General features: G+C 57.6%; 25 protein-coding genes. 20 read left to right on the forward strand and 5 right to left on the reverse strand.

Features of this window, described 5'->3' with window-relative positions; translation table 11 throughout:
* Nucleotides 1-423: 423 nt before the first annotated feature.
* A complete protein-coding gene (locus K5I40_RS08905) occupies nucleotides 424-1,767 on the reverse strand; it encodes a PTS sugar transporter subunit IIC (RefSeq protein ID WP_039030481.1) in 1,344 nt (447 codons plus the stop codon).
* 328 nt (nucleotides 1,768-2,095) lie between these two features.
* Here K5I40_RS08905 and K5I40_RS08910 point away from each other — a divergent pair, with 328 nt between their 5' ends.
* On the forward strand, nucleotides 2,096-2,554 hold the full coding sequence (locus tag K5I40_RS08910) for a YbaK/EbsC family protein (RefSeq protein ID WP_039030482.1): 459 nt from the start codon (nucleotides 2,096-2,098) through the stop codon (nucleotides 2,552-2,554).
* 42 nt (nucleotides 2,555-2,596) lie between these two features.
* Here the strand turns inward: K5I40_RS08910 and bglJ are convergent, their stop codons facing one another.
* Together bglJ and K5I40_RS08920 are read right to left on the reverse strand one after the other, a co-directional pair.
* Complete coding sequence (gene bglJ / locus K5I40_RS08915) at nucleotides 2,597-3,232, reverse strand: DNA-binding transcriptional activator BglJ (protein WP_039030483.1); 636 nt, start codon at nucleotides 3,230-3,232, stop codon at nucleotides 2,597-2,599.
* Nucleotides 3,232-3,888, reverse strand: a complete 657-nt coding sequence (locus tag K5I40_RS08920) for a response regulator transcription factor (RefSeq protein WP_251929683.1) — start codon at nucleotides 3,886-3,888, stop codon at nucleotides 3,232-3,234. Before K5I40_RS08920 ends, bglJ begins: the two co-directional genes overlap by 1 nt.
* 509 nt (nucleotides 3,889-4,397) lie before the next feature.
* On the opposite strand from K5I40_RS08920, the gene K5I40_RS08925 reads away from it, so the two are divergent.
* From K5I40_RS08925 to opgB, 8 genes are all read left to right on the forward strand, one after another.
* A complete protein-coding gene (locus K5I40_RS08925; RefSeq protein ID WP_223074358.1) occupies nucleotides 4,398-5,174 on the forward strand; it encodes a threonine/serine exporter ThrE family protein in 777 nt (258 codons plus the stop codon).
* Nucleotides 5,165-5,638, forward strand: a complete 474-nt coding sequence (locus K5I40_RS08930) for a threonine/serine exporter (RefSeq protein WP_039030485.1) — start codon at nucleotides 5,165-5,167, stop codon at nucleotides 5,636-5,638. Before K5I40_RS08925 ends, K5I40_RS08930 begins: the two co-directional genes overlap by 10 nt.
* A gap of 66 nt (nucleotides 5,639-5,704) precedes the next feature.
* A complete protein-coding gene (locus tag K5I40_RS08935) occupies nucleotides 5,705-6,346 on the forward strand; it encodes a TetR family transcriptional regulator (RefSeq protein ID WP_223074359.1) in 642 nt (213 codons plus the stop codon).
* A 30-nt stretch (nucleotides 6,347-6,376) separates the two neighbouring features.
* Nucleotides 6,377-6,805 carry an organic hydroperoxide resistance protein gene (locus tag K5I40_RS08940; protein WP_223074360.1) on the forward strand — a complete coding sequence of 143 codons (429 nt, stop codon included), beginning with the start codon at nucleotides 6,377-6,379 and terminating at the stop codon, nucleotides 6,803-6,805.
* Between the two features lie 105 nt (nucleotides 6,806-6,910).
* Nucleotides 6,911-7,456 carry a primosomal protein DnaT gene (dnaT, locus tag K5I40_RS08945; protein ID WP_039030488.1) on the forward strand — a complete coding sequence of 182 codons (546 nt, stop codon included), beginning with the start codon at nucleotides 6,911-6,913 and terminating at the stop codon, nucleotides 7,454-7,456.
* Nucleotides 7,453-8,190, forward strand: a complete 738-nt coding sequence (dnaC, locus tag K5I40_RS08950) for a DNA replication protein DnaC (protein WP_039030489.1) — start codon at nucleotides 7,453-7,455, stop codon at nucleotides 8,188-8,190. Before dnaT ends, dnaC begins: the two co-directional genes overlap by 4 nt.
* Before the next feature lie 82 nt (nucleotides 8,191-8,272).
* Complete coding sequence (locus K5I40_RS08955) at nucleotides 8,273-8,764, forward strand: DUF2501 domain-containing protein (RefSeq protein WP_223074361.1); 492 nt, start codon at nucleotides 8,273-8,275, stop codon at nucleotides 8,762-8,764.
* Nucleotides 8,765-8,980: 216 nt separating this feature from the next.
* Entirely contained in the window at nucleotides 8,981-11,272 is a 2,292-nt protein-coding gene (gene opgB, locus K5I40_RS08960) for a phosphatidylglycerol--membrane-oligosaccharide glycerophosphotransferase (RefSeq protein ID WP_223074362.1), read from the forward strand.
* A 116-nt stretch (nucleotides 11,273-11,388) separates the two neighbouring features.
* On the opposite strand, the gene tsr is transcribed toward opgB, so the two are convergent.
* Both tsr and hpaR read right to left on the reverse strand, forming a co-directional pair.
* Nucleotides 11,389-13,053, reverse strand: a complete 1,665-nt coding sequence (gene tsr / locus K5I40_RS08965) for a methyl-accepting chemotaxis protein (protein ID WP_039030492.1) — start codon at nucleotides 13,051-13,053, stop codon at nucleotides 11,389-11,391.
* An 86-nt stretch (nucleotides 13,054-13,139) separates the two neighbouring features.
* Nucleotides 13,140-13,580 carry a homoprotocatechuate degradation operon regulator HpaR gene (gene hpaR, locus K5I40_RS08970; RefSeq protein ID WP_223074363.1) on the reverse strand — a complete coding sequence of 147 codons (441 nt, stop codon included), beginning with the start codon at nucleotides 13,578-13,580 and terminating at the stop codon, nucleotides 13,140-13,142.
* 272 nt (nucleotides 13,581-13,852) lie between these two features.
* Between hpaR and hpaG the strand changes: the two genes are divergently transcribed.
* The 11 genes from hpaG to K5I40_RS09025 all read left to right on the forward strand — a co-directional run bounded on the left by hpaG (nucleotide 13,853) and on the right by K5I40_RS09025 (nucleotide 25,184).
* On the forward strand, nucleotides 13,853-15,139 hold the full coding sequence (gene hpaG, locus K5I40_RS08975; RefSeq protein WP_223074364.1) for a 4-hydroxyphenylacetate degradation bifunctional isomerase/decarboxylase: 1,287 nt from the start codon (nucleotides 13,853-13,855) through the stop codon (nucleotides 15,137-15,139).
* Nucleotides 15,139-16,605 (forward strand): 5-carboxymethyl-2-hydroxymuconate semialdehyde dehydrogenase, encoded by a 1,467-nt coding sequence (hpaE, locus tag K5I40_RS08980; RefSeq protein WP_039030495.1) that lies wholly within the window; start codon nucleotides 15,139-15,141, stop codon nucleotides 16,603-16,605. The genes hpaG and hpaE overlap by 1 nt, the downstream gene beginning before the upstream one ends.
* 1 nt (nucleotide 16,606) lies before the next feature.
* On the forward strand, nucleotides 16,607-17,458 hold the full coding sequence (hpaD, locus tag K5I40_RS08985) for a 3,4-dihydroxyphenylacetate 2,3-dioxygenase (protein WP_138370365.1): 852 nt from the start codon (nucleotides 16,607-16,609) through the stop codon (nucleotides 17,456-17,458).
* 9 nt (nucleotides 17,459-17,467) lie between these two features.
* On the forward strand, nucleotides 17,468-17,848 hold the full coding sequence (locus K5I40_RS08990; RefSeq protein ID WP_139564237.1) for a 5-carboxymethyl-2-hydroxymuconate Delta-isomerase: 381 nt from the start codon (nucleotides 17,468-17,470) through the stop codon (nucleotides 17,846-17,848).
* 72 nt (nucleotides 17,849-17,920) lie between these two features.
* Nucleotides 17,921-18,724 carry a 2-oxo-hept-4-ene-1,7-dioate hydratase gene (hpaH, locus tag K5I40_RS08995; RefSeq protein WP_039030498.1) on the forward strand — a complete coding sequence of 268 codons (804 nt, stop codon included), beginning with the start codon at nucleotides 17,921-17,923 and terminating at the stop codon, nucleotides 18,722-18,724.
* 10 nt (nucleotides 18,725-18,734) lie between these two features.
* Nucleotides 18,735-19,532 (forward strand): 4-hydroxy-2-oxoheptanedioate aldolase, encoded by a 798-nt coding sequence (gene hpaI / locus K5I40_RS09000; RefSeq protein ID WP_223074365.1) that lies wholly within the window; start codon nucleotides 18,735-18,737, stop codon nucleotides 19,530-19,532.
* Nucleotides 19,533-19,553: 21 nt separating this feature from the next.
* A complete protein-coding gene (gene hpaX, locus K5I40_RS09005) occupies nucleotides 19,554-20,900 on the forward strand; it encodes a 4-hydroxyphenylacetate permease (RefSeq protein WP_223074366.1) in 1,347 nt (448 codons plus the stop codon).
* Between the two features lie 9 nt (nucleotides 20,901-20,909).
* Entirely contained in the window at nucleotides 20,910-21,800 is an 891-nt protein-coding gene (gene hpaA / locus K5I40_RS09010) for a 4-hydroxyphenylacetate catabolism regulatory protein HpaA (protein WP_223074367.1), read from the forward strand.
* Between the two features lie 863 nt (nucleotides 21,801-22,663).
* Complete coding sequence (locus K5I40_RS09015) at nucleotides 22,664-22,801, forward strand: hypothetical protein (protein ID WP_223074368.1); 138 nt, start codon at nucleotides 22,664-22,666, stop codon at nucleotides 22,799-22,801.
* A gap of 290 nt (nucleotides 22,802-23,091) precedes the next feature.
* Nucleotides 23,092-24,654 (forward strand): 4-hydroxyphenylacetate 3-monooxygenase, oxygenase component, encoded by a 1,563-nt coding sequence (gene hpaB, locus K5I40_RS09020; RefSeq protein ID WP_039030502.1) that lies wholly within the window; start codon nucleotides 23,092-23,094, stop codon nucleotides 24,652-24,654.
* A 17-nt stretch (nucleotides 24,655-24,671) separates the two neighbouring features.
* The gene (locus tag K5I40_RS09025; RefSeq protein WP_039030503.1) at nucleotides 24,672-25,184 is read left to right on the forward strand and encodes a 4-hydroxyphenylacetate 3-monooxygenase reductase subunit; all 513 of its coding nucleotides are present in this window, start codon (nucleotides 24,672-24,674) and stop codon (nucleotides 25,182-25,184) included.
* Nucleotides 25,185-25,638 lie beyond the last annotated feature (454 nt).

Genomic DNA, 25,638 nt, shown 5'->3' on the forward strand with positions numbered 1-25,638 from the left:
TAATGCTGTACAGCCGCAAGTCTGATATGAAAAGGATGTTTCATCGTTCTGGACCTCCAGATTCCGGAATCTGGTGTCCAGGATCTGGGGTTCAGTGCACCGCCTCCCCCCTGGCTACCCCGGCTCCCGGCAAAGAAAATCGCCGCTACGCGGTGCACTCAGCTTATTCCCGCAGGCTTAGGGTCGGGGGCAATCCTACATCCATGTAGGTCGCCCCCTCTCGGCGCATCCCTGCGCCTCGCCCCGGCCTACAGGAAACGCTTCGTCGATTTTCAGCCGGACGAGGGAGTCGCTGTAGGTTCTTTATTATCCTGAAATTATTTTATCGCGATAAGCATACGAAATTACAGGTGCTCCCTCTCCCACCGGGAGAGAGTACAAACACCAAAAACGGCAACCTGTGAGTTGCCGTTTTGCGTTTACCTATGCCACCTGCTGACTTTCCTCTTCTGTGCGCTGGGCCTCTTCGGCCTCCTGCGCCAGGAGCTGTTTCTCGTACACCTTAAAGAACGGGTAATAGATGATGGCGGAGACCACCGCGAGCAGCACCACGAGGATCGCCGCGCGGAAGTCCCAGCCCAGCGCCCATGCGGCTCCTACAGGCGCAGGCGCGGTCCAGGGAACAACGGAAATCACACGGCCAATCAGATCCAGCTTCATCGCCGCCCACGCCAGCACGGCGTTAACCATTGGCGCCAGCAGGAACGGGATAAAGAACACCGGGTTCATGACGATTGGCGTACCGAAGATCACCGGTTCGTTGATGTTGAAAATGCTCGGTACCACGCTCAGACGCCCAATGGAGCGCAGATGCGCGGAGCGACTACGCAGATAGCAGAACACCAGCCCCATCGTAGCCCCGGAGCCACCAATCACAATGAAGAAGGTCCAGAACGCCTCCATAAAGATGTGCGGCAGCGGCGTGCTTTGTGCCAGCGCGGTCTGGTTCATCCCCAGGTTGGTGAGCCAGAACATCTGCAGCATCCCGGAGACAATCGCCGCCCCGTGAATGCCCGCAAACCACAGCAGGTGCCCAATCAGCACCGCCAGCAGTATCGCCGGTAGCGAGTCCGCCGCTGCCACCAGCGGTTTAAAGATGGCCATGATCGCCTGCGGGATCAGCATGCCAAACTGTGACTGAATAAGCAGGCTCAGCGGATAGAGGGTTAACACCACCACCAGCACCGGGATCAGCAGGTCGAAGGAGTTTTTGATCATCGGCGGCACCTGATCGGGCAGGCGAATACCGATGTTGTGAGCCTTCAGAAAACGCATCATCTCAACACAGTAGATCGCCACCAGAATGGCGGTGAAGATCCCCGTGCCGCCGAGGCTATCCACCGGCAACGCACCTTTGGTTTTTGGCGCGGCAATCAGCAGGAAGGCCATCAGCGACAGCATGGCGCACATGAAGGGATCGAGCTGATGCGACTTAACGTAATGCTTGCCGAGGTTGTAAGCGATAGCGGCACAAATATAGAGGGACATCACGCCCATCGTCATATCGAAGGGGGTGAGGATCTGGCCTTCGAACTGTTTTGCCATATCCAGCCAGGCGCGGGCGAAGCCCAGGGTGGTGTCCGGTGAAAACGGCGGGTAGGCAAACACCAATAAGAACGAGCCGACAATCATAAACGGCATGGCGGAGATAAAGCCGTCGCGGATCGCCATCACGTGACGCTGGGAAGAGATGCGTCCGGCAATGGGGCTGACATAGTTTTCGACAAAGCGGAATATCAGGTTAAACGCAGCATGGTTGGCAGACATAACGGCTCTCCTGTCAGACGATCGGTTCGGGCGCTGTTACGCCGCACGTTGTTCCATATACCACTTTCACCACCTTGCTGGTTCGCATACCAGCGGTACTGCTCAAACGGATAGGTTTCATAATCGACTCTTATTATTGGATACAGGGGAAATGACGTAATCAGTATTAATCTCCGCATCATGGTCTGCAACCGGTTACTGTAACCGGTTTCCGTGATTGTGAAGAGGATCCAGAAATCGCTGATATCAGAAGTGGGTGACTTAGGAAATATTTACAGAGCATAATTTCTTATGACAGATTACGCAGAGTATTTTTCTGGAGGAAACAATGAGTTTGCAGTCTGTGCGCCAGTTTTTTGCTGATCACGCCCCGGATGTTGAAGTCATCGAGCTGGGTCAGAGTACCGCCACCGTTGCGCTGGCGGCCGAAGCGCACAACGTTGCGCCGGGACAGATAGCGAAAACGCTGTCGCTGAAAATTAAAGACGAGGTGATCCTCGTGGTCGCCAAAGGCGATGCGCGCCTTGATAACAAAAAGCTGAAGCAGACGTTTGGCGCAAAAGCCCGGATGCTTAGCAGCGATGAAGTGGTGACAATAACGGGACATCCCGTTGGTGGCGTCTGCCCGTTTGGACTGGAAACGCCGCTGGCGGTTTACTGTGATATTTCGCTCAGGGAGTATGCGGAAGTTCTGCCTGCCGCCGGGGCGATCCACAGCGCGGTGCGCATTTCTCCGGAAAGAATGGCGGAGCTCACTCAGGCTACATGGGTGGACGTTTGTCTGTAAGACCCGCGCCAGACATTATTCTGGCGCAGTCTTATATGCCGATTATGAAAAATGCGGAACAATAAAGCGCGGCGCGCGGTGATCCGGTACAGGGAAATGCGTCAGGATATCTGCCGCGTGCAGTAACCCCACGTCAGAACGAACACCAAGCTTAAGCATGGCATTAAACTTATGCGCACGAATGGTTTTGATGTTGCGATCCAGTCGGATGGCGATTTCCGGGATGGAAAAGCCGCACGACATGAACTGCAAAATGGCGCGTTCAGTCGGGCTCAGCAAACGCCCACGGTGAATATTCCAGTGGTTGTTGTGGCAGTCATTTACCCGTCGGTTCTCGCTCAATAATTTGCTCAGTTGCTCCTGCAGGTCGGCCAGCGGCGCGGATTTCAGAAGGACCCCGTGCAGACGTGACGGCGAAAGCTGATTAATCAGGCTTGCTTCTGACGCATCCGATGCCAGCACAATTCGCTGGATAGCACCGTGAGTGGCTGAAATTTCCTTAATACATACCAGACAGTTACGCCGCTCTTCACGCTCATCAGAGAGCGAATAAATCAAAGACGCGTACGGAACAAAATTAAGTGAGGACTGAAAACTGGCAATATTACTAAACAGATGGACTTCATAACCTTTGAATGCCGGACTGGCAAAAAGATGCTTCAGCCCCATAGCACTCATCATGCACTTTTCGACGATAGCGATATGTCTTTTTGTAGCGCTCTTTTCCATTCGTCTTGCTCTCCATAGGCAGAGAATAAACTCAGCTCTTTCATTCCCTTAGTGCTGTTAATCCACGCATACATTTCGGCGTTACTCGTTAAGGCGAGTCTTCTCATTGCGCTATTTTTTTGCGCGCTTACCGTTTTATTACTCTTTTTGAGCAATGCGGCGATTTGATTAATTCCCCATCCTTTCCCAAGCAAGCGTAATACTTTACGCTCCGAGAACGTCAACATGACATCGTCCTGATTGTCATAAAACTCTTCCGGATCGGGTCTTAATAACGTCTGACTAATACGTTCGGCATGTTCACTGCCGGAACGAACTGCCTTAACCAGGCCTTCGACAGGTTCTGCGTCAGACAGTAACGTACTTTCTGGTCGCATCAGAAGTTCAACGGCAAGAGGATAAAATGCGCGAGAAACCAAAAATATCCAGTGAATATCTCTATACTGATTTTGTAATGCGTAATACTGATTGCAAATATTACGCGGATTATGCTGTTCACCTGAAATATCAACGATGATCACAATGGCGCGACGCAGTTGAAGAAGCGTGAGTTCTTCATGGGAGCGGCAGTATGAACGTTCGTAGTCTGGGAAATAGCGTGACATAATGCTCCCGATACCGGTTTGCATTATGGGTGATTTACCAATTATTATTACGCTTTTACAAGCTATTGTCGGTACTTGTGTTCCGAATCCATTCATACGGCCATTCCGTGTCTTTCATCCAGTTGAAATACCTGATCATTTAAAATGGCGACGTAAAAATGTAATGTTTTTCCTTTTTCGTTAGCTGAGCAAAATGAGAGTGCGATAAGAACCAGCATCACAAATGTATACACCGCCAAAACGGCGTTAATATCGCAAAATAATGACTAAATGTTAACCCTTGCCCCGTGATATTTTCAGAAAGAGTAAATTAGATACTCTAAATATAAATTTAATAAATGTAAAAATATAAAAAACATAGAAATTAATAATTAATCATCTGAAAATAACACCTGGTGACAGCACCAATCTGCTTAAACCTTGATCTGGCCCAGCGCAAGCGCCACAGGGTTGTGTGCTAAAAGTAGACATTCCGGCCATTCAACACCAACTCTCCCTCAGGGCAACAGATGCAGGCAGATCAGTCCCCACAACGCGCCGCCACGCGACTGTGTATTCAGTGCGGCCTTTTTTTATTACAACACGGAGCCGAAAGCGCCCTGGTGGAAGAGCTCTCCACCCGCCTGGGGCTGGCGCTGGGCATGGACAGCGTAGAAAGCTCCATCTCCTCCAACGCCATTGTGCTGACCACCATCAAAGGGGGCCAGTGCCTGACCTCAACGCGAAAAAACCACGATCGCGGGATCAACATGCACGTCGTCACCGAGGTGCAACACATCGTGATCATGGCGGAACACAAGCTGCTGGATATGCAGGACGTCGAAAAACGCTTTAGCCAGATCAGGCCGTTGCGCTATCCACGCTGGCTGGTGGTGCTGATGGTGGGCCTCTCCTGCGCCTGTTTCTGCAAGCTCAATAACGGCGGCTGGGACGGCGCCCTGATCACCTTTATCGCCAGTACCCTCGCCATGTACGTACGACAGGTGCTGACAGGCCGGCATCTGCACCCGCAAATTAATTTCTGCATCACCGCGTTCGTCGCCACCACCGTCTCCGGGCTACTGCTGCGACTGCCGGGTTTCGCCACGACACCCACCATCGCCATGGCCGCCAGCGTGCTGCTGCTGGTGCCGGGCTTTCCGCTGATCAATGCCGTGGCGGATATGTTTAAAGGGCACATTAATACCGGCCTGGCACGCTGGGCGATTGCCAGCTTACTGACCCTCGCCACCTGTATCGGGGTGGTGATGGCCATGACCTTATGGGGGCTTCGCGGATGGGCGTAATCGATTTTCTCTGGGCGCTGGCCCAGGACATGATCCTGGCGGCCATTCCGGCGGTGGGGTTTGCCATGGTGTTTAACGTTCCCCGTCGCGCCCTGCCGTGGTGCGCGCTGCTGGGGGCTATCGGCCACGGCTCGCGCATGGCGATGATGACCGCTGGAATGAATATCGAATGGTCGACCTTTATGGCCTCAATGCTGGTCGGCAGCATCGGGATCCAGTGGTCGCGCTGGTATCTGGCGCACCCGAAAGTCTTTACCGTCGCCGCGGTGATCCCGATGTTTCCGGGGATCTCAGCCTATACCGCGATGATTTCGGCGGTGAAGATTAGCCATTTTGGCTACAGCGAAGCGCAGATGATCATGCTGCTGACCAATTTCCTGAAGGCCTCGTCGATTGTCGGCGCCCTCTCAATCGGGCTGTCGATACCCGGACTCTGGCTCTACCGCAAGCGCCCCCGGGTCTGAGAGTTGTGTTCTCCCGCAGCCGTGGCGATAATCCTCTGTTCTCATATGGCTAAGTAAGGAGCGGATGTGGCTAACCCTGGCAGCGAAAACGCAGAAAACAGCGACGGATCCCGCCTGAAAGATAAAATCTTCCTCAGCGCCCTCTCGCTGTTTGCCGAGTACGGGCTTAACGGCGCGCGCATGGAGCAGATTGCCGAGAAAGCGGGCACCACCAAGCGAATGGTGGTGTATCACTTTAAGACCAAAGAGAACCTCTACCTGCTGGTACTGGAGTATGTCTACACCCAGATCCGCGCCAGTGAAAAGCAGCTCAGCCTGGAGGCGATACCGCCGGTAGAAGCGCTGGTGCAGCTGGTGGAAACCACCTTTGACTATCACGCCGATCACCCCGACTACATTCGTATCATCTGCATGGAGAACATGCAGCGCGGCCGCTATATGCAGCAGTCAGCCTTATTGCGCCAGGTCAACCGCAGCGCGCTGGATCTGCTGGAAATCATCCTGAACCGCGGCAAAGAGAAGCAGCTGTTTAATGAGACGGTGAACGCACGGGATCTGCACCGCCTGATCAGCAGCTTCAGCTTTCACTATGTGGCTAACAGCTACACCTTTACCCTGCTGTTTGAAGACGGGGCCGATGAACAGGCCCAGCGGCAACACTACCGAAAAATGGCGGTTCAGGTTGCCTTGCGTTATACCTGTCCTTAGCTCACACAACCCTGAGATAAGGAACCAACCATGTCTTTAGATAAAGTTGTCTATACCGCCAAAGCCAAAGCCACCGGTGGCCGTGATGGTCGCGCCACCTCGTCCGATGGCGTGCTCGATGTGAAGCTGGGCGTGCCCAAAGAGATGGGCGGCGCGGGCGGTGAAGTCACCAACCCGGAACAGCTGTTTGCGGCGGGCTATTCAGCCTGTTTTCTCGGCGCGATGAAGTTCGTGGCCGGGCGCGACAAAATCACCATGCCGCAGGATGCCTTTATTGAGGGCGAAGTGGGAATTGGGCCGCTGCCAACCGGGTTTGGCATCGAAGCAAAACTGAATATCCACCTGCCGGGGATGGACGCCGCCGAGGCGAAAAAACTGGTCGATGCGGCACACATTGTCTGCCCGTATTCTAACGCCACCCGCAACAATATTGATGTGACGCTGAATATTATCTCCTGACTTTTCAGGGGGTCAGGGAGCGGGTCTCAGACCCCTGCCTGCCCCCTCCTCTCTGTGCTACCATAAGCCCATATCTCGTCCGCAGTAATTCAGTAGAGAAGTGCTATGTCCTCCAGAATCCTGACCACCAGCGTCACTGGCATTGATGCCTTTATGCACGATCCCCGCGGCGTGCTGGCGAATGCGCAAGGCGGTACCGTCGCCGTATTTGCCGATAACGCACCGGCGTTTTATGCGATCACGCCGCAGCGTCTGGCCGAGCTGCTGGAAACGGAAGCGCGCCTGTCGCGCCCGACCAGCGATGTCACTCTGGATACCCAATTCTTCGACGAACCCACCAGCGCGCCGGTTGCGGTGCCGATGGGGAAATTCGCCATGTATCAGGGCTGGCAACCTGACCCGGACTTTCAACGCCAGGCGGCGCTGTGGGGCATCGCCCTCACCCAGCCTGTTGCCCCGGAAGAGCTGGCCGCCTTCACCGCCTACTGGCAGGCGGAAGGGAAAGTGTTTCATCATATCCAGTGGCAGCAAAAGCTGGCGCGCAGCGTGCAGATCAACCGGGCCAGCAACGGCGGTCAGGCCAAACGCGATGTAAATACCTTTTCTGAACCGGATAAACAGATCCCCCACGGATTCCGAGGTGCCAAATGAAAGAGTTCGGCGAACTGATGAAGCGTCTGCAAAAGATGATGCCGGCCAACGTCAAACCGGCCTTTACCACCGGCGAAGAGCTGCTGGCGTGGCAAAAAGAGCAGGGAGAAATCCGCGCGGCGGCGCTGGCACGGGAAAACCGCGCCATGAAAATGCAGCGCACCTTTAACCGCTCTGGCATTCGTCCCCTGCATCAGAACTGCTCCTTCGATAACTACAAAGTGGAGAGTCAGGGGCAGTTGAAAGCCCTGCAGCAGGCGCGCCAGTACGTTGAAGAGTTCGACGGCAACATCGCCAGCTTTATCTTCAGCGGCAAGCCGGGCACCGGCAAAAACCATCTCGCGGCGGCCATCTGCAACGAGCTGCTGCTGCGCGGTAAATCGGTGCTGATTATCACCGTGGCCGACATCATGTCAGCCATGAAGGATACCTTCAGCAACCGGGAGACCAGCGAGGAGCAGCTGCTTAACGATCTCAGCAACGTCGACCTGCTGGTGATTGACGAGATCGGCGTGCAGACCGAATCGCGCTATGAAAAAGTGATCATCAACCAGATCGTCGATCGCCGCTCCTCTTCCAAGCGCCCGACCGGTATGCTCACCAACCATAACGTTGATGAAATGACGCGTCTGCTGGGCGAGCGGGTGATGGATCGCATGAAGCTCGGCAACAGCCTGTATGTGATTTTTGACTGGGAAAGCTATCGCAGCCGCGTTACCGGTAAAGAGTATTAGGATTGTTTACCGCGAAGCGCACAAGCATGAGGTTTATACTGGCTGCCATTCCGCCCGACGGGCAATCGACAGAGCATGCTTTATGAAAACACATTTTCTTCTCAGCGCCGCAGTCAGCGCCCTTCTGATGACGGGTGCAGCACAGGCAGCCTCCTCCTGGCAGGACACGCTTAACAGCGCCGCCAGCCAGCTTAGCGCGGGCAGCACCTCTTCCCAGAGCGGCGGCCTCTCCGCTTCCGCATTGACCGGTCTGCTGGGCAGCGGCACCGAGTCGCTCTCCGCCAGCAACATGAATAACGCCGCCGGGATCCTCGAGTACTGCGCCAAAGAGAAGCTGGCCTCGATGACCGATGCCACCAATATTAAAAACCAGGTGCTGGGGAAACTGGGTATCGATACCCCGCAAGAGCAGCAGCAGGACACCAACTATCTGGAGGGCATCCAGGGTCTGCTGAATGCCAATAACGGCGAGCAGCTGAATCTGGAAACCATCGGCAACTCACCGCTGGCGAAAAAGGTCAAAGCCCAGGCCTGTGATTTTGTCCTGAAACAGGGCATGAGCTTTATCTCCTGATCCCCGAAACGCCGCGTCCCTTACCGCGGCGTTTACCCCCATCCCCCGCAGAAAGCGACGCCGGTCAAACATTCGATTTTCTAAACCAAATCCTAACAACAGCACAATTACGTGACACTACAATTGCAGCTTGATGGCATCGCCATTACATTGGATCACCCAAAAATTAAACAGTTAATCCGCTAATATGCGGATGCCTTTGTTGAGGATAAGCTGTTGTCAGAGTTTATTTCTGTTGCCCTGTTTCTCGCCTCGGTCGTTATCTATTCCCGCAAAGCGGGTCGTAACACCTGGTGGTTTGCCGTCACCCTTATGGTGCTGGGGCTTTTTGTCGTTTTAAACATTACCCTCTACGCCAGTGACTACTTTACCGGCGACGGCATTAACGATGCCGTTCTCTACACCCTGACCAACAGCCTGACCGGCGCAGGGGTTAGTAAGTACATACTTCCTGGTGTTGGCATCGTGGTAGCGCTGGTGACGGTGTTCGGCCTGCTGGGCTGGATCCTGCGCCGCCGTCGCCATCATCCGCACCATCTCGGCTACAGCCTTCTGGCGCTGGTGCTGGCCCTCGCCTCGGTGGACGCCAGCCCGGCGTTTCACCAGATCACCGAGCTGGTGAAATCGCAGTCCCGCGATGGCGATCCCGACTTTGCCGCGTATTACAAAGAGCCGGGTAAAACCATTCCCAATCCGAAGCTCAATCTGGTCTATATCTACGGCGAAAGCCTGGAGCGGACCTATTTTGATAACGACGCCTTCCCGGATCTCGCCCCGGAGCTGGGTGCTATCAAGAACGAAGGGATCGATTTCAGCCATACCGCGCAGCTGCCCGGCACCGACTACACCATCGCCGGGATGGTCGCCTCCCAGTGCGGTATTCCGCTGTTCGCCCCGTTTGAAGGCAACGCATCCGCGTCGGTGTCCAGCTTCTTCCCGCAGAATATCTGCCTCGGCGATATCCTGAAAAACTCCGGTTATCAGAACTATTTCATGCAGGGCGCCAACCTGCGTTTCGCCGGGAAAGACGTGTTCCTGCAGTCCCACGGCTTTGACCATCTGTATGGCGCAGAAGAGCTGAAAACCACCGTCGCGGATCCGACGTACCGCAACGACTGGGGCTTCTACGACGATACGGTGCTGGATGAAACATGGAAAAAATTCGAGGAGTTGTCGAAGTCCGGCAAACGTTTCTCGCTGTTTGCCCTGACGGTGGATACCCACCATCCGGACGGTTTTATCTCCCGCACCTGTCAGCGCAAGAGCTACGCGATTGACGGCAAACCGAATCAGTCGTTCAGCGCGGTGGGTTGCAGCCAGGAGCATATCGCGGCGCTGATCGAAAAAATCAAAGCCTCGCCTTACTTTAAAAATACGGTGATTGTGGTCTCTTCCGACCATCTGGCGATGAAAAACACCGCCTGGGATGCGCTGAACAAGCTCGATCGCAGCAACCTGTTCTTTATTCTGCGTGGCGATAAGCCCCAGCAGGAGGTGATGGCGGTGAAGCGCAACACCATGGATAACGGTGCCACGGTGCTGGATATCCTCGGCGGGGATAACTTTATCGGCCTGGGTCGCAGCAGCCTCTCCGGGCAGTCGCTCTCCGAAGTGTTCCTTAACATGAAGGAAAAGGTGCTGGCGTGGAAACCGGACGTGATCCGTCTGTGGAACTTCCCGAAAGAGCTGAAAGACTTCACCATCGACAGCCAGAAAAACATGATGGCCTTCTCCGGCAGCCATTTCCGTCTGCCGCTGCTGCTGCGCGTCTCCGATAAGCGGGTCGAACCGCTGCCGGAAAGCGAGTACTCCGCTCCGCTGCGCTATCAGCTGGCGGACTTTGCCCCGCGGGACAACTTCGTCTGGGTCGATCGCTGCTACAAGATGGGCCAGCTGTGGTCGCAGCCGCTGGCGCTTTCCACCGACTGGTGCGTTTCTCAGGGCCAGCTGGGCGGTGAGCAGACAGTGCAGCACGTCGATAAAGCGCAGTGGAAAGGCAAGACGGCGTTTAAGGATACGGTGATCAGCACCGATCGCTATCAGCGTAACGTCGAGTTGTTGAAAGTGTCCGACAACGACATCCGCTACAAGGCCGACAGCTTTGTCTTTAACGTGGCCGGCGCGCCAGAAGAGGTGAAGCAGTTCAGCGGGATTTCACGTCCGGAAACCTGGGGCCGCTGGTCCAACGCCCAGTTGGGCAATGAGGTGAAGATCGAATACAACCAGCCGCTGCCGGCGAAATTCGATCTGGTGATCACCGCCAAAGCCTGGGGGCCGAACGTCAACAAGCCGATCCCGGTGCGCATTGGCGATAAAGAACAGACCCTGACGCTGGGTCATGACGTCACCACCACCACGCTGCATTTCGACAACCCGTCGCGCAGCAGCACGCTGGTGATTGTGCCGCCTGCACCGGAGTCCACCAACGAAGGGAATATTCTCGGCCACTCTCCGCGTCAGCTGGGGATTGGCATGGTGGAGATCAAAGTGGTTAACGCCGAAGGGTAATTGCGGTGTGGGTGCCGGGTGGCGCTGCGCTTACCCGGCCTACAAAACCGTAGGCCCGTGCAAGCGAAGCGCCGCCGGGCACAAAAGCGCCCTGCCTGAACAGGGCGCTTTTTACATCAGAAGGTTTCCCAGTTATCACCGCTGTCGGTAACGGCCGCTTTACGCGTCGTGACCGGCGACACCACGGTTTTCACCGCTGCGTTGGCACGGGCTTTCTGCTGCTCCTGCTGAATACGGAACACCGCCACCGCCTGAGTCAGGCGGCTCGCCTGCTCTTCCAGTGCCGCCGCTGCCGCTGCAGATTCCTGCACCAGCGAGGCGTTCTGCTGCGTGACGCGATCCATCTCGGCAACCGCCAGACCCACCTGGTCGATACCGCGGCTCTGCTCGTCAGAGGCAGAGGCGATCTCGCCCATGATGTCGGTCACGCGGGTCACCGCGCTGACGATTTCACCCATGGTCTCACCGGCGCTTTCTACCAGCGTGGAACCCAGCTCAACGCGACCTACAGAGTCTTCGATCAGGCTCTTAATTTCGCGTGCCGCCTGGGCGCTACGCTGGGCCAGGTTACGTACTTCACCCGCCACCACCGCAAAACCACGACCCTGCTCACCGGCACGCGCTGCTTCTACCGCCGCGTTCAATGCCAGAATGTTGGTCTGGAAGGCAATACCGTCGATCACGCTGATGATGTCGGCAATCTTCTGCGAACTGCCGGCGATGTCACGCATGGTTTGCACCACGTTATCCACCACTTTACCGCCCTTCTGCGCGGTCTCGGACGCGCTCAGCGCCAGATGGCTCGCCTGACGGGCGTTTTCGGCGTTCTGCTTCACGGTGGCGGTCAGCTCTTCCATGCTCGCAGCGGTTTCTTCCAACGAGGCCGCCTGCTGCTCGGTACGGGAGGAGAGATCGTTGTTACCCATGGAGATTTCGCTTGCGCCGCTGTAGATGGCGTTCGCGCCATTACGTACGTCGCCCACGGTACGCATCAGTTCAGCCTGCATATGACGCAGCGTATCGGCCAGCTGGCCCATCTCGTTAGAGCCGTCAACTTCGATGCGTTTCACCAGGTCGCCGCTGGCGATGTGGCGAATGCTGTCGGTCAGGCGGTTCAGCGGAGAGATCAGCGAGTGACGGATACCCAGCCAGACGCCGACGATCACCACCAGCACCAGGATCAGCACGCTTAACAGGATCCAGATAGCCTGGCTGTAGGAGCTGTTGCTGTCATCCACGGCGGTCTGATACAGATGATCGTTCTGCTGCAGATAGTTCACGTACTGCTTCTCAAAGCCGTCCTGGTAGCTCTGGGTCGGCTGATCGAAGAACTCGTTGATCTTGCCCGCACCCAGGAGCTGGATCAGTTCGGCCAGCGCACCGTGATAGATATCGTAGTTGCGTTTGATTTCCAGCGCGGCGCCTTCACTCTGGCGCGGGTCGCGCGGCAGAGCTTCGTAATCCGCCCAGTTCTTTTCCGCCTGCTTCAGGGAAGCCGCCGCAATCTGCATCAGATCGTTTACGGTCGCGCCGCTACCGATGTTGTTCTGATCCATCATGTAGCGGATGCCCGCGCGGTTCAGGGTGTTACGGGTTTGCAGCAACGCTACCCAGCTGCCGTTAAGCGTGGACTGTTGCTGACGAATGGTTTGCAGGACGGTGAAGTTTTCTTTGTCATGCTTCAGGGCATTAAAGAAAAGACCACCGGATGTGAGCTGTAAAAGGCCAAAAATAACTAAGACCAGCAATAAGCTGGTAACAATTTTGATACGTTTTAACATGATTTCTCTTTCCCACCAGACTGGTACAGAATTTTCGGCCTGAAACAGGAAAACTTTACGGAAATTGTGTTGATGACCGCAGCGATCTACTCCTCTTCTTCTGTCGTCCCCGTTCCGTCACCCAGGGCAATAAACTCCTGCAGCAGCGCCGTCAGCTGCTGCATTTTCTCCGGCGTGTATTGCGCCTCAATCCGCTGATAGGCCTCTTCCACCTGCGCCTGGGCGCGTTCATACAGCGCGTTACCCTCGCTGGTGAGCGACACGTACAGCTTGCGCTGGTCGTTGAGCGGCTTTAAGCGCAGCACCAGTCCGTCACGCTCCATCCGCGTGAGAATGCCGGTCAGGCTCGGGCGCAGAATGCAGGTGCGAAACGCCAGGTCGTGAAAATCCATCGACGGATGTTCCGCCAGCACGCGCACGATCCGCCACTGCTGCTCCGTCAGATTCTGCTGCTTGATAATCGGGCGAAAAAAGGTCATCGCGGTTTCCCGCGCCTGGAGTAGTGCGATAGTTAACGAATCGTGCATGGCGCTCCCACCTCAACATCATTAATAACGAAACAATCAATGCATAATGCTGCATCTGCACGCCAGCGGCGCGACTGAAAAGTCTAACAGATATCACATTAAAAAATTAACTTACTGATATATAATACTAATTATATATACATGTAAATTTATTGTTATCACTATCACAAATCATTTACTTCTGTTTGCCAAACGCACACCGGAGGTCTAAAACCTATTCATTAACATATTAATGAACTCAAAACCCGGTAAGCGGGCCAGAGGAGAAAGGAATGAAAGGTACTGTTTTCGCGGTGGCACTCAATCACCGCAGCCAGCTCGACGCCTGGCGCGACGCATTTAACCAGCCCCCTTACAACACGCCGCCGAAAACCGCCGTCTGGTTTATCAAACCGCGCAACACCCTGATCCGCTCCGGCGATGCCATCCCGCATCCGGAAGGGGAACAGGTGCTGAGCGGCGCCACGGTGGCGCTGATTGTGGGCAAAACCGCGACAAAAATCCGCCCGGAAGAGGCGGCGGAGTACATCGCCGGTTACGCCCTCGCAAACGAAGTGAGCCTGCCGGAAGAGAGCTTCTACCGCCCGGCGATCAAAGCCAAATGCCGGGACGGTTTTTGCCCGCTGGGCGAGATGGCGGCGATAAACAGCGTCGATAACCTGACCATCACTACCGAGATCAACGGCCGGGAAGTGGATCGCTGGAACACCGCCGATCTGCAGCGCAACGCGGCCACCCTGCTGAGCGAGCTGAGCGCCTTCGCCACCCTGAACCCGGGCGACGCCATTCTGCTGGGCACCCCGCAGTCCCGCGTGGCCCTGAACCCGGGCGACAGCGTACGCGTGCTGGCCGCAGGCCTGCCGACCCTGGAAAACAGCGTGATCAACGCCCGCGAGCTGCCGGAAAACCGCACCTTTGCCTGGCCGCTCTCCACCAGCGGCACCCTGTTTGCTCTGGGGCTGAACTACGCCGATCACGCCAGCGAGCTGGACTTTAAGCCGCCCACCGAGCCGCTGGTTTTTATCAAAGCGCCAAACACCTTTAACGAACATAACCAGACCTCGGTGCGCCCGGACAACGTCGAGTACATGCACTACGAAGCCGAGCTGGTGGTGGTGATCGGCAAAACCGCCCGCAACGTCTCTGAGGCCGACGCCATGGACTATGTGGCGGGCTACACGGTCTGTAACGACTATGCGATCCGCGACTATCTGGAGAATTACTACCGCCCCAACCTGCGGGTAAAAAGCCGCGACGGCCTGACGCCCATCGGCCCGGATATCGTGGATAAATCGGCGATTGCCGACCCGCACAACCTCACCCTGCGCACCTGGGTCAACGGCGAACTGCGCCAGCAGGGCAGCACCCGGGATCTGATCTTCAGCGTCCCGTTCCTGATCGCGTACCTGAGTGAATTTATGACCCTGCAGCCGGGGGACATGATCGCCACCGGCACGCCGAAAGGGCTGGCCGACGTACGCCCGGGGGATGAAGTGGTAGTGGAAGTGGAAGGCGTTGGCCGTCTGGTCAACCGGATTGTCAGCGAGGAGACACGGTAATGAAGAAGATTAACCACTGGATCAACGGTAAAAACGTAGCGGGTAACGACTACTTCCACACCACCAACCCGGCCACCGGCGAGGTGCTGGCGGAAGTGGCCTCCGGCGGCGAAGCCGAGATAAACCAGGCGGTAGAGGCGGCGAAAGCGGCGTTCCCGAAATGGGCCAACCTGCCGATGAAGGAGCGCGCGCGCCTGATGCGCCGTCTGGGCGATCTGATCGACCAGAACGTGCCGGAGATCGCCGCCATGGAGACCGCCGACACCGGCCTGCCGATCCACCAGACCAAAAACGTGCTGATCCCGCGCGCCTCGCACAACTTCGAGTTCTTCGCTGAAGTGTGCCAGCAGATGAACGGCAAGACCTACCCGGTCGATGACAAGATGCTGAACTATACCCTGGTGCAGCCGGTGGGGGTTTGCGCCCTGGTCTCGCCGTGGAACGTGCCCTTTATGACCGCCACCTGGAAGGTTGCGCCCTGCCTGGCGCTGGGCAACACCGCGGTACTGAAGATGTCGGAACTCTCGCCGCTGACCGCCGACCGTCTGGGGGAGCTGGCGCTGGAAGCCGGTATTCCGGCGGGCGTACTGAACGTGGTGCAGGGCTATGGCGCGACGGCGGGCGACGCACTGGTGCGTCATCATGACGTGCGCGCCGTGTCGTTCACCGGCGGCACCGCCACCGGACGCCGCATCATGCAGAGCGCCGGACTGAAAAAATACTCGATGGAGCTGGGCGGTAAATCGCCGGTGCTGGTGTTTGAAGATGCCGACATCGAACGCGCCCTGGACGCCGCCCTGTTCACCATCTTCTCCATCAACGGCGAACGCTGCACCGCGGGCTCGCGCATCTTTATTCAGCAGAGCATCTACCCGGAATTCGTCAAGCGCTTTGCCGAACGCGCCAACCGCCTGCGGGTGGGCGATCCGACCGATCCGAACACCCAGGTCGGGGCGCTTATCAGCCAACAGCACTGGGAGAAAGTCTCCGGCTATATCCGTCTCGGCATTGAAGAGGGCGCCACCCTGCTGGCGGGCGGCCCGGACAAACCATCCGATCTGCCTGCGCACCTGAAAAACGGCCACTTCCTGCGCCCGACGGTGCTGGCGGATGTCGACAACCGCATGCGCGTCGCCCAGGAAGAGATCTTCGGGCCGGTGGCCTGCCTGCTGCCGTTTAAGGATGAAGCCGAAGGGCTGCGTCTGGCTAACGACGTGGAATACGGCCTGGCGTCGTACATCTGGACTCAGGACATCAGCAAAGTGCTGCGCCTGGCGCGCAACATCGAAGCGGGCATGGTGTTTGTGAATACCCAGAACGTGCGCGATCTGCGTCAGCCGTTTGGCGGCGTGAAGGCCTCCGGTACCGGCCGCGAAGGCGGTGAGTACAGTTTTGAAGTGTTCGCCGAGATGAAAAACGTCTGTATCTCGATGGGCGACCATCCGATCCCAAAATGGGGGGTGTGAAATGGGCAAGTTAGCGTTAGCAGCAAAAATCACGCACGTTCCGTCGATGTATCTCTCTGAGATCCCGGGCAAAAACTTTGGCTGCCGTCAGGGGGCCATCGACGGACATAAAGAGATCGGCAGGCGCTGTCGCGAGATGGGTGTTGATACCATCATTGTGTTCGATACCCACTGGCTGGTGAACAGCGCCTATCACATCAACTGTGCGGATCATTTTAAAGGCGTCTACACCAGCAACGAGCTGCCGCACTTTATCCGCGACATGACCTACGACTACGACGGCAACCCGGCGCTGGGCCAGCTGATCGCCGACGAAGCGGTGGCAAAGGGCGTGCGCGCCAAAGCGCATAACATCCCGAGCCTGAAGCTGGAGTACGGCACCCTGGTACCGATGCGCTACATGAACGCGGATAAGCACTTCAAAGTGGTGTCGATCTCCGCCTTCTGCACCGTGCATGACTTTGCCGACAGCCGCAGGCTGGGGGAGGCCATCATCAGCGCCATCGAAAAATATGACGGCACCGTGGCGGTGCTCGCCAGCGGCTCGCTGTCGCACCGCTTCATTGACGACCAGCGCGCCGAAGAGGGGATGAACAGCTACACCCGCGAGTTTGACCGGCAGATGGACGAGCGCGTGGTGAAGCTGTGGCGCGAAGGCCAGTTCAAAGAGTTTTGCAGCATGCTGCCGGAGTACGCCGACTACTGCTACGGCGAGGGCAATATGCACGACACGGTGATGCTGCTGGGCATGCTCGGCTGGGACAACTACGACGGCAAGGTGGAGTTTCTCACCGAGCTGTTCCCGAGCTCCGGCACCGGCCAGGTTAACGCCGTTTTCCCTCTGCCCGCATAAGGACGCCCCATGCCGCACTTTATTGTCGAATGTACCGAGAACATCCGCGACCAGGCGGACCTGCCGGGCCTGTTTGCTCAGGTTAACGAGGCGCTGGCCGCCACCGGGATCTTCCCCCTCGGCGGCATCCGCAGCCGCGCGCACTGGGTGGATACCTGGCAGATGGCCGACGGTAAGCATGATTACGCGTTTGTGCATATGACGCTGAAAATCGGCACCGGCCGCAGCCTGGAGAGCCGTCAGCAGGTGGGCGAGATGCTGTTTGGGTTGATTAAAGACCATTTCGCCGGACTGATGGCGGCGCGCTATCTGGCGCTGTCGTTTGAGATCGAAGAGCTGCACCCGACGCTGAACTTCAAGCAGAACAACGTGCACGCCTTGTTTAAGTAGCCGTCTGCTTGCCCCTCACCCTGACCCTCTCCCCACAGGGGAGAGGGGATAATACCGTCACAGGATACCGCCATGCTCGATAAACACACCCATACCCTGATTGCCCATCGCCTGCATCAGGCGGAACAGACCCGGGAGCAGATCCGCGCCATCTCGCTGGATTACCCGTCCATCACCATTGAGGACGCCTACGCCGTCCAGCGCGAATGGGTGAGCCTGAAGATCGCCGAAGGCCGCGTGCTCAAGGGCCACAAAATCGGCCTGACCTCAAAAGCGATGCAGGCCAGCTCGCAGATCAGCGAGCCGGACTACGGCGCCCTGCTCGACGACATGTTTTTCCATGACGGCAGCGATATCCCCACCGACCGCTTTATCGTCCCGCGCATTGAAGTGGAGCTGGCCTTCGTGCTGGCCAAACCCCTGCGCGGCCCGAACTGCACGATGTTCGACGTCTACAACGCCACGGATTACGTGATCCCGGCCCTGGAGCTCATCGACGCCCGCTGCCACAACATCGACCCGGAAACCCAGCGCCCGCGCAAGGTGTTCGACACCATCTCCGATAACGCCGCCAACGCCGGGGTGATCCTGGGCGGTCGCCCGATCCGCCCTGACGAGCTGGATCTGCGCTGGATCTCCGCCCTGCTCTACCGCAACGGAGTGATCGAGGAGACCGGCGTCGCCGCTGGCGTGCTGAACCACCCGGCGAACGGCGTGGCGTGGCTGGCGAACAAGCTGGCACCCTACGACGTGCAGCTGGAACCCGGCCAGATCATCCTCGGCGGCTCCTTTACCCGTCCGGTGGCGGCGAGCAAGGGCGACACCTTCCATGTCGATTACGGCAACATGGGCTCCATCAGCTGCCGCTTTGTCTAAGGAGACGACCATGGAAAACGCCTTCAAAAACGCGCTGAAAGCGGGCAAACCGCAGATCGGCTTATGGCTGGGGCTCACCAGCAGCTACAGCGCCGAACTGCTGGCCGGAGCCGGTTTCGACTGGCTGCTGATCGACGGCGAGCACGCGCCCAACAGCGTGCAGACCGTTCTGACCCAACTGCAGGCTATCGCCCCCTACCCCAGCCAGCCGGTGGTGCGCCCGTCGTGGAACGATCCGGTGCAGATCAAACAGCTGCTGGACGTCGGGGCGCAAACCCTGCTGCTGCCGATGGTGCAAAACGCCGACGAAGCGCGGCTGGCGGTGCGCTCAACCCGCTACCCGCCTGCGGGCATTCGCGGCGTCGGCAGCGCCCTGGCCCGCGCCTCGCGCTGGAACCGCGTCCCGGATTACCTGCAACAGGCCAACGACGCCATGTGCGTGCTGGTGCAAATTGAAACCCTAAGAGCGCTGGAAAATCTGCCGCAGATCCTGGATGTCGAAGGGGTGGACGGGGTCTTTATCGGCCCGGCGGATCTCAGCGCCGACATGGGCTTTGCCGGTAATCCGCAGCACCCGGAGGTGCAGGCCGCCATTGAACAGGCCATCGCGCAGATCCTAAGCGCAGGTAAAGCGCCCGGCATCCTGATGGCCAACGAACAGCTGGCCCGTCGCTACCTTGAACTCGGGGCGCTGTTTGTCGCCGTCGGCGTGGACACCACCCTGCTCGCCCGCGGCGCCGAAGCCCTGGCAGCACGCTTTATCGATACCCCGGTTACGTCAGTTAATAACAATAAATCCGTCTACTAAACGTAAGATCTGGAGCGCACCATGACGACCCTACAAACTCAAGACACTAAAGCCGTTGAACATCGCGTGATCAACAAGCTGTTTCGTCGCTTGATCGTGTTTCTCTTTATCCTGTTTGTCTTTTCGTTTCTCGACCGCATCAACATCGGCTTCGCCGGACTGACGATGGGCAAAGATCTGGGCCTCACCTCCACCATGTTTGGCCTGGCCGCAACCCTGTTTTACGTTACCTACGTACTGTGCGGGATCCCCAGCAACATCATGCTGGCGAAGATCGGCGCCCGCCGCTGGATCGCCGGGATCATGGTGGTGTGGGGCATCGCCTCCACCTGCACCATGTTCGCCACCAGCCCGCAAACGCTCTACGTCCTGCGCATGCTGGTGGGCATTGCCGAAGCCGGTTTCCTGCCGGGGATCCTGGTCTATCTCACCTGGTGGTTCCCCGCCTATCACCGCGCCCGCGCCAACGCGCTGTTTATGATCGCCATGCCGGTGACCATGATGCTGGGCTCGATCCTCTCGGGCTACATTCTGGCGATGGACGGCCTGTGGAACCTGAAGGGCTGGCAGTGGCTGTTCCTGCTGGAGGGGCTGCCGTCCGTGGTGCTTGGCGTGGTGACCTGGTTCTTCCTGAACGACACGCCGGATCAGGCGACCTGGCTGGACGATGAAGAGAAGCAGACCCTGAAGACGATGATCGCCCGGGAGCAGGAGAACGCTGTTGCCCACGCCGCTACCCCGCGCTCGACGCTTCGCGAGGTATTGACCCCGGCGGTGCTGCTCTACACCCTGGCCTACTTCTGCCTGACCAACACCCTGAGCGCCATCAACATCTGGACGCCGCAGATCCTGCAGAGCTTTAACACCGGCAGCAGCAATATCGTGATTGGCCTGCTGGCGGCGATCCCGCAGTTTTGCACCATCCTCGGGATGATCTGGTGGAGCCGCCGCTCCGACAGGCTGAAAGAGCGAAAAAAGCACACCATCCTGCCGTACCTGTTCGCGGCGGCGGGATGGCTGCTGGCATCGGCGACGGATCACAGCCTGATCCAGCTGCTTGGCATCATCATGGCCTCAACCGGATCGTTTACCGCCATGGCGATCTTCTGGACCACCCCGGATCAGGTTATTAGCCTGCAGTCCCGGGCGGTGGCGCTGGCGGTGATCAACGCCATCGGCAACGTCGGCTCCGCCGTCAGCCCGCTGCTGATCGGCATTCTCCGCGACGCCACCGGCAGCTTCAGCTCCGGGTTGTGGTTCGTGGCCGGGCTGCTGGTGGTGGGTGCGCTGGTGCTGACGCGTATTCCGATGACCCGGCAGGAGAGCCGGGAAAGCGTGCCGGACATGGCGACGCAGAAGATCCACTGAGGAGCAGCTATGTGCCAGAGCCCGATTGCCAATATCGACATCAGCAAAGAGTACGACGAGAGTCTGGGTACTGACGATGTGCACTACCAGTCCTTTGCCCGCATGGCGGCCTTTTTTGGCCGCGATATGCAGGCCCATCGCCACGACCACTATTTTCAGATGCACTTTCTTGATACCGGGCAGATCGAGCTCCAGCTGGACGATCACCGCTACTCGGTGCAGGCCCCGCTGTTTGTCCTGACCCCGCCATCGGTGCCGCACGCGTTTTTCACCGAGTCGGACAGCGACGGGCACGTGCTGACGGTACACGAAGATCTCATCTGGCCGCTGCTGGAAGTGCTCTACCCCGGCACCCGGGAGACCTTTGGGCTGCCGGGTATGTGTCTGTCACTCGCCGATAAGCCGGACGAGCTGGCGGCGCTCAGCCACTACTGGCGGCTGATTGAACGGGAGTCCACCGGGGATCTGCCCGGTCGGGAACACACCCTGGTGCTGCTGGCGCAGGCGGTGTTCACCCTGCTGCTGCGCAACGCGAAGCTCGACGACCACGCGGCTAACGGCATGCGCGGCGAACTGAAGCTGTTTCAGCGTTTCAACCAGATGGTCGACGGGCACTTCCACCAGCACTGGACGGTGCCCGATTACGCCAGCGAACTGCACCTCACCGAATCGCGCCTGACCGACATCTGCCGCCGCTTTGCCAACCGCCCGCCGAAACGGCTCATCTTCGACCGCCAGTTGCGCGAAGCCAAACGGCTGCTGGTCTTTTCCGACAGCGCGGTGAACGAGATCGCCTGGCAGCTGGGGTTCAAAGACCCGGCCTATTTCGCGCGGTTTTTTAACCGGTTAGTGGGGTGCTCGCCAAGCATGTATCGGGCGCAGAAGGTGCCGGTGTCTTGACTCCTCTGCGGCCTGTTCCCCGGTGGCGCTGCGCTTACCGGGGCTACGAATCGTAGGCCGGGTAAGCGTAGCGCCACCCGGCAGGCAAACCGCACAGGATCACTGCACGGTCAGGTGCATAAGCTACTCAACGAGATGCGGTGGTAAATCGACATCACACAGATAACGAAGCTGGTTTAGCGCCTGCAAAGCATGCTTCCAGAAGCAGGTGGTTATAGAGAGTGCGGCCTGATCCCCTCACCCTAACCCTCTCCCCACAGGGGAGAGGGAACAAACCGGCACACTCACGTAGGCCGGGATCGCTACGCTTCACCCGGCAGGCAGGCCGCACAGGATCAATGTTTGAAAGCTGTTCATTCAGCGATTTCAGTGCAACTGAAAGGCACCGCGAAGCAGCGATTTTCTTGCCGGTAGCCCAGGTCGCCAGGGCGGTGGCGATTGAGCCGCCCTGGCACGTTCACCGGTTCCGTATTAACAAAGAAGCACGGCTCTGGAAGTGAACGGAACCCCCACCTGAGCCGCCTGTTCCCCTCACCCTAACCCTCTCCCCACTGGGGAGAGGGAACAACCCGCACACTCACGTAGGCCGGGTAAGCGCAGCGCCACCCGGCAGGCAGACCGCACAGGATCACTGCACGGCCAGGTACACCAGTTGCTCGACGAGATGCGGTGCTAAATCGACATCACACAGATAACGAAGCTGGTTTAGCGCCTGCGAAGCATGCTTACAGAAGCAAGCTAATCAGGAGCTTGAAAGCTGTTAATTCAGCGATTTCAGTGCAGCTGAAAGCAACAAACCTGAAGCCTCACCCTGGTCCGGCTGAAAATCGCTGAGTCGTTTCCTGCAGGCCGGGGCGAGGCGCATGGACGCGCCGAGAGGGCATAGCCTGCATGGATGCAGGCTGGTGCCCGACCCGAAAGCCGGAAGGAATAAGACGAAGGCACCGCGAAGCGGCGATTTTCTTGCCGGTAGCCCGGGTCGCCAGGGCGGTGGCGATTGAGCCGCCCTGGCACGTTCACCGGTTCCGTATTAACAGAGAAGCACGGCTCTGGAAGTGAACGGAACCACCACCTGAGCCGCCTGTTCCCCTCACCCTAACCCTCTCCCCATAGAGGAGAGGGAAAAACACCATTCACCCTCAAACCCCACCCCGATCACAATTCTCAAACCCGCCTGAAAAGTACCCGTCGTTGACCCATTCGTCCCTTCACGGCCCGCCTCTCTCACGCTTCAATTAAACAACAAAAACAACACATAAATTTAACAACCATATTCCGATACGAGGTCCCTATGAAACCTGAAGATTTCCGCGCGAGCACCCAACGTCCGTTAACCGGCGAAGAGTATCTGAAGAGCCTGCAGGATGGCCGTGAGATCTACATCTACGGCGAGCGTGTGAAAGATGTGACCACCCATCCGGCGTTTCGCAATGCGGCGGCCTCGGTCGCGCAGCTGTACGATGCGCTGCACAAACCTGACATGCAGGACACGCTGTGCTGGAACACCGATACCGGCAGCGGCGGTTACACCCATAAGTTCTTCCGCGTGGCGAAAAGTGCCAGCGATCTGCGCCAGCAGCGCGACGCCATCGCCGAGTGGTCCCGCCTGAGCTACGGCTGGATGGGGCGCACCCCGGACTACAAAGCCGCCTTCGGCTGCGCGCTGGGCGCTAACCCGGCGTTTTATGGTCAGTTCGAGCAGAATGCCCGGAACTGGTACACCCGCATTCAGGAAACCGGCCTGTACTTTAACCACGCTATCGTCAACCCGCCGATCGACCGCCATAAACCGGCCGACGAAGTGAAAGACGTCTACATCAAGCTGGAAAAAGAGACCGACGCGGGGATCATCGTCAGCGGCGCAAAAGTGGTTGCCACTAACTCGGCGCTGACCCACTACAACATGATCGGCTTTGGCTCGGCGCAGGTCATGGGCGATAACCCCGACTTCGCCCTGATGTTTGTCGCACCGATGGATGCCGAAGGGGTGAAGCTGATCTCCCGCGCCTCTTACGAACTGGTGGCTGGCGCGACCGGGTCTCCTTACGACTACCCGCTCACCAGCCGCTTTGACGAGAACGATGCGATCCTGGTGATGGATAACGTGCTCATCCCCTGGGAGAACGTGCTGATTTACCGCGACTTCGACCGCTGCCGTCGCTGGACCATGGAGGGCGGTTTCGCCCGCATGTATCCCCTGCAGGCGTGCGTGCGCCTGGCGGTGAAGCTCGACTTCATCACCGGGCTGCTGAAAAAGTCGCTGGAGTGTACCGGCACCGCCGAATTCCGCGGCGTGCAGGCCGATCTGGGCGAGGTTGTGGCCTGGCGCAACATGTTCTGGGCGCTGAGCGACTCCATGTGTTCCGAAGCCACCCCGTGGGTCAACGGTGCTTACCTGCCGGACCACGCGGCGCTGCAAACCTACCGCGTGATGGCCCCGATGGCCTACGCGAAGATCAAAAACATTATCGAGCGCAACGTCACCAGCGGCCTGATCTACCTGCCGTCCAGCGCCCGGGATCTGAACAATCCGCAGATCGACAAATACCTGGCGAAATACGTGCGCGGCTCTAATGGCATGGACCACGTGGAGCGCATCAAGATCTTAAAACTGATGTGGGATGCCATCGGCAGCGAGTTCGGCGGTCGCCACGAGCTGTACGAGATCAACTACTCCGGTAGCCAGGATGAGATCCGCCTGCAGTGCCTGCGCCAGGCGCAGACCTCCGGCAACATGGACAAGATGATGGCGATGGTCGACCGCTGCCTGTCTGAGTACGACCAGAACGGCTGGACGGTTCCGCACCTGCACAACAACACCGATATCAACCTGCTGGACAAGCTGCTGAAATAAGGCAGCGGGAGGTAAACATGCAACATGATGAACAACGCCTGCGTTTTCGCGACGCGATGGCCAGCCTCTCTGCGGCGGTCAATGTCATTACCACCGACGGCGAAGCCGGACGCTGCGGCATCACCGCTACCGCCGTCTGCTCGGTAACGGATACCCCACCGTCGGTGATGGTGTGCCTGAATGCCAACAGCGCCATGAACCCGGTTTTCCAGGGGAACGGCAAGCTGTGCATTAACGTGCTCAACCACGAACAGGAGCTGATGGCGCGGCATTTTGCCGGAATGACCGGCATGGCGATGGAGGAGCGGTTCACCCTCTCCTGCTGGCAAAAAGGGGCGCTGGCCCAGCCGGTGTTAAGCGGAGCGCTGGCGAGCCTGGAAGGTGAGATTAGCCAGGTACAGACCATCGGCACCCACCTGGTCTACCTGGTGGCAATCAAAAATATCCACTTAAGTGAGGACGGACACGGGCTGATTTACTTTAAACGCAGATTTCATCCGGTGTTAATTGAGCAAGAATTAACCGTTTAATTCCCTCCCCCAGCCAGTCGCCTTCGCGGCTGGCTATTTTTCATACGATTTAGTTTACCTTAGAAATAATCACTGACATTAATTCTCATAGCCCAATAAGAATTTTCTCGCCCCCACCAGAGTTAATAGGCTTTTGCTATTTTTCCGCGATCGATACGCAAATTGAATGAATTTCAAATGACAGAATCGTCCTAATTATGTAATCTCCGTCACGCAAACATTTTAGTGAATAATAAAAGTCAAATTAGTTGTTGGCTGAATAGTACCCCTGCGTCATTACAATAAAAGCTGCACAATTTTTAGCCGGAATGGGACTTTTCCGTGCGGTAGCCTACCCTTTTTTTGGATTCTCTTACTTACGCCTGCGTTTTTGCATCTCCTGCGCCTGCAAGATTTCTCCGCTGATTTGCTATTAAAATCAGCCGAATATCATCAAAGTTTTATTTCACATTCC

This window comes from Leclercia sp. LTM14, from assembly GCF_023736175.1.
GTDB lineage: Bacteria > Pseudomonadota > Gammaproteobacteria > Enterobacterales > Enterobacteriaceae > Enterobacter > Enterobacter barmai.

Excerpts from the sequence above, each read along its gene's own strand:
- hpaI (WP_223074365.1), top strand. The coding sequence starts at position 18,735 with ATGGAAAACGCCTTCAAAAACGCGCTGAAAGCGGGCAAACCGCAGATC.
- K5I40_RS08905 (WP_039030481.1), bottom strand. The coding sequence starts at position 1,767 with ATGTCTGCCAACCATGCTGCGTTTAACCTGATATTCCGCTTTGTCGAA.
- hpaD (WP_138370365.1), top strand. The coding sequence starts at position 16,607 with ATGGGCAAGTTAGCGTTAGCAGCAAAAATCACGCACGTTCCGTCGATG.
- K5I40_RS08925 (WP_223074358.1), top strand. The coding sequence starts at position 4,398 with ATGCAGGCAGATCAGTCCCCACAACGCGCCGCCACGCGACTGTGTATT.
- dnaC (WP_039030489.1), top strand. The coding sequence starts at position 7,453 with ATGAAAGAGTTCGGCGAACTGATGAAGCGTCTGCAAAAGATGATGCCG.
- tsr (WP_039030492.1), bottom strand. The coding sequence starts at position 13,053 with ATGTTAAAACGTATCAAAATTGTTACCAGCTTATTGCTGGTCTTAGTT.
- hpaR (WP_223074363.1), bottom strand. The coding sequence starts at position 13,580 with ATGCACGATTCGTTAACTATCGCACTACTCCAGGCGCGGGAAACCGCG.
- hpaE (WP_039030495.1), top strand. The coding sequence starts at position 15,139 with ATGAAGAAGATTAACCACTGGATCAACGGTAAAAACGTAGCGGGTAAC.
- K5I40_RS08910 (WP_039030482.1), top strand. The coding sequence starts at position 2,096 with ATGAGTTTGCAGTCTGTGCGCCAGTTTTTTGCTGATCACGCCCCGGAT.
- hpaB (WP_039030502.1), top strand. The coding sequence starts at position 23,092 with ATGAAACCTGAAGATTTCCGCGCGAGCACCCAACGTCCGTTAACCGGC.
- K5I40_RS08920 (WP_251929683.1), bottom strand. The coding sequence starts at position 3,888 with ATGTCACGCTATTTCCCAGACTACGAACGTTCATACTGCCGCTCCCAT.
- K5I40_RS08955 (WP_223074361.1), top strand. The coding sequence starts at position 8,273 with ATGAAAACACATTTTCTTCTCAGCGCCGCAGTCAGCGCCCTTCTGATG.
- hpaX (WP_223074366.1), top strand. The coding sequence starts at position 19,554 with ATGACGACCCTACAAACTCAAGACACTAAAGCCGTTGAACATCGCGTG.
- hpaG (WP_223074364.1), top strand. The coding sequence starts at position 13,853 with ATGAAAGGTACTGTTTTCGCGGTGGCACTCAATCACCGCAGCCAGCTC.
- K5I40_RS08940 (WP_223074360.1), top strand. The coding sequence starts at position 6,377 with ATGTCTTTAGATAAAGTTGTCTATACCGCCAAAGCCAAAGCCACCGGT.
- K5I40_RS08990 (WP_139564237.1), top strand. The coding sequence starts at position 17,468 with ATGCCGCACTTTATTGTCGAATGTACCGAGAACATCCGCGACCAGGCG.
- K5I40_RS08930 (WP_039030485.1), top strand. The coding sequence starts at position 5,165 with ATGGGCGTAATCGATTTTCTCTGGGCGCTGGCCCAGGACATGATCCTG.
- K5I40_RS09015 (WP_223074368.1), top strand. The coding sequence starts at position 22,664 with ATGGACGCGCCGAGAGGGCATAGCCTGCATGGATGCAGGCTGGTGCCC.
- dnaT (WP_039030488.1), top strand. The coding sequence starts at position 6,911 with ATGTCCTCCAGAATCCTGACCACCAGCGTCACTGGCATTGATGCCTTT.
- hpaH (WP_039030498.1), top strand. The coding sequence starts at position 17,921 with ATGCTCGATAAACACACCCATACCCTGATTGCCCATCGCCTGCATCAG.
- K5I40_RS09025 (WP_039030503.1), top strand. The coding sequence starts at position 24,672 with ATGCAACATGATGAACAACGCCTGCGTTTTCGCGACGCGATGGCCAGC.
- hpaA (WP_223074367.1), top strand. The coding sequence starts at position 20,910 with ATGTGCCAGAGCCCGATTGCCAATATCGACATCAGCAAAGAGTACGAC.
- bglJ (WP_039030483.1), bottom strand. The coding sequence starts at position 3,232 with ATGAGTGCTATGGGGCTGAAGCATCTTTTTGCCAGTCCGGCATTCAAA.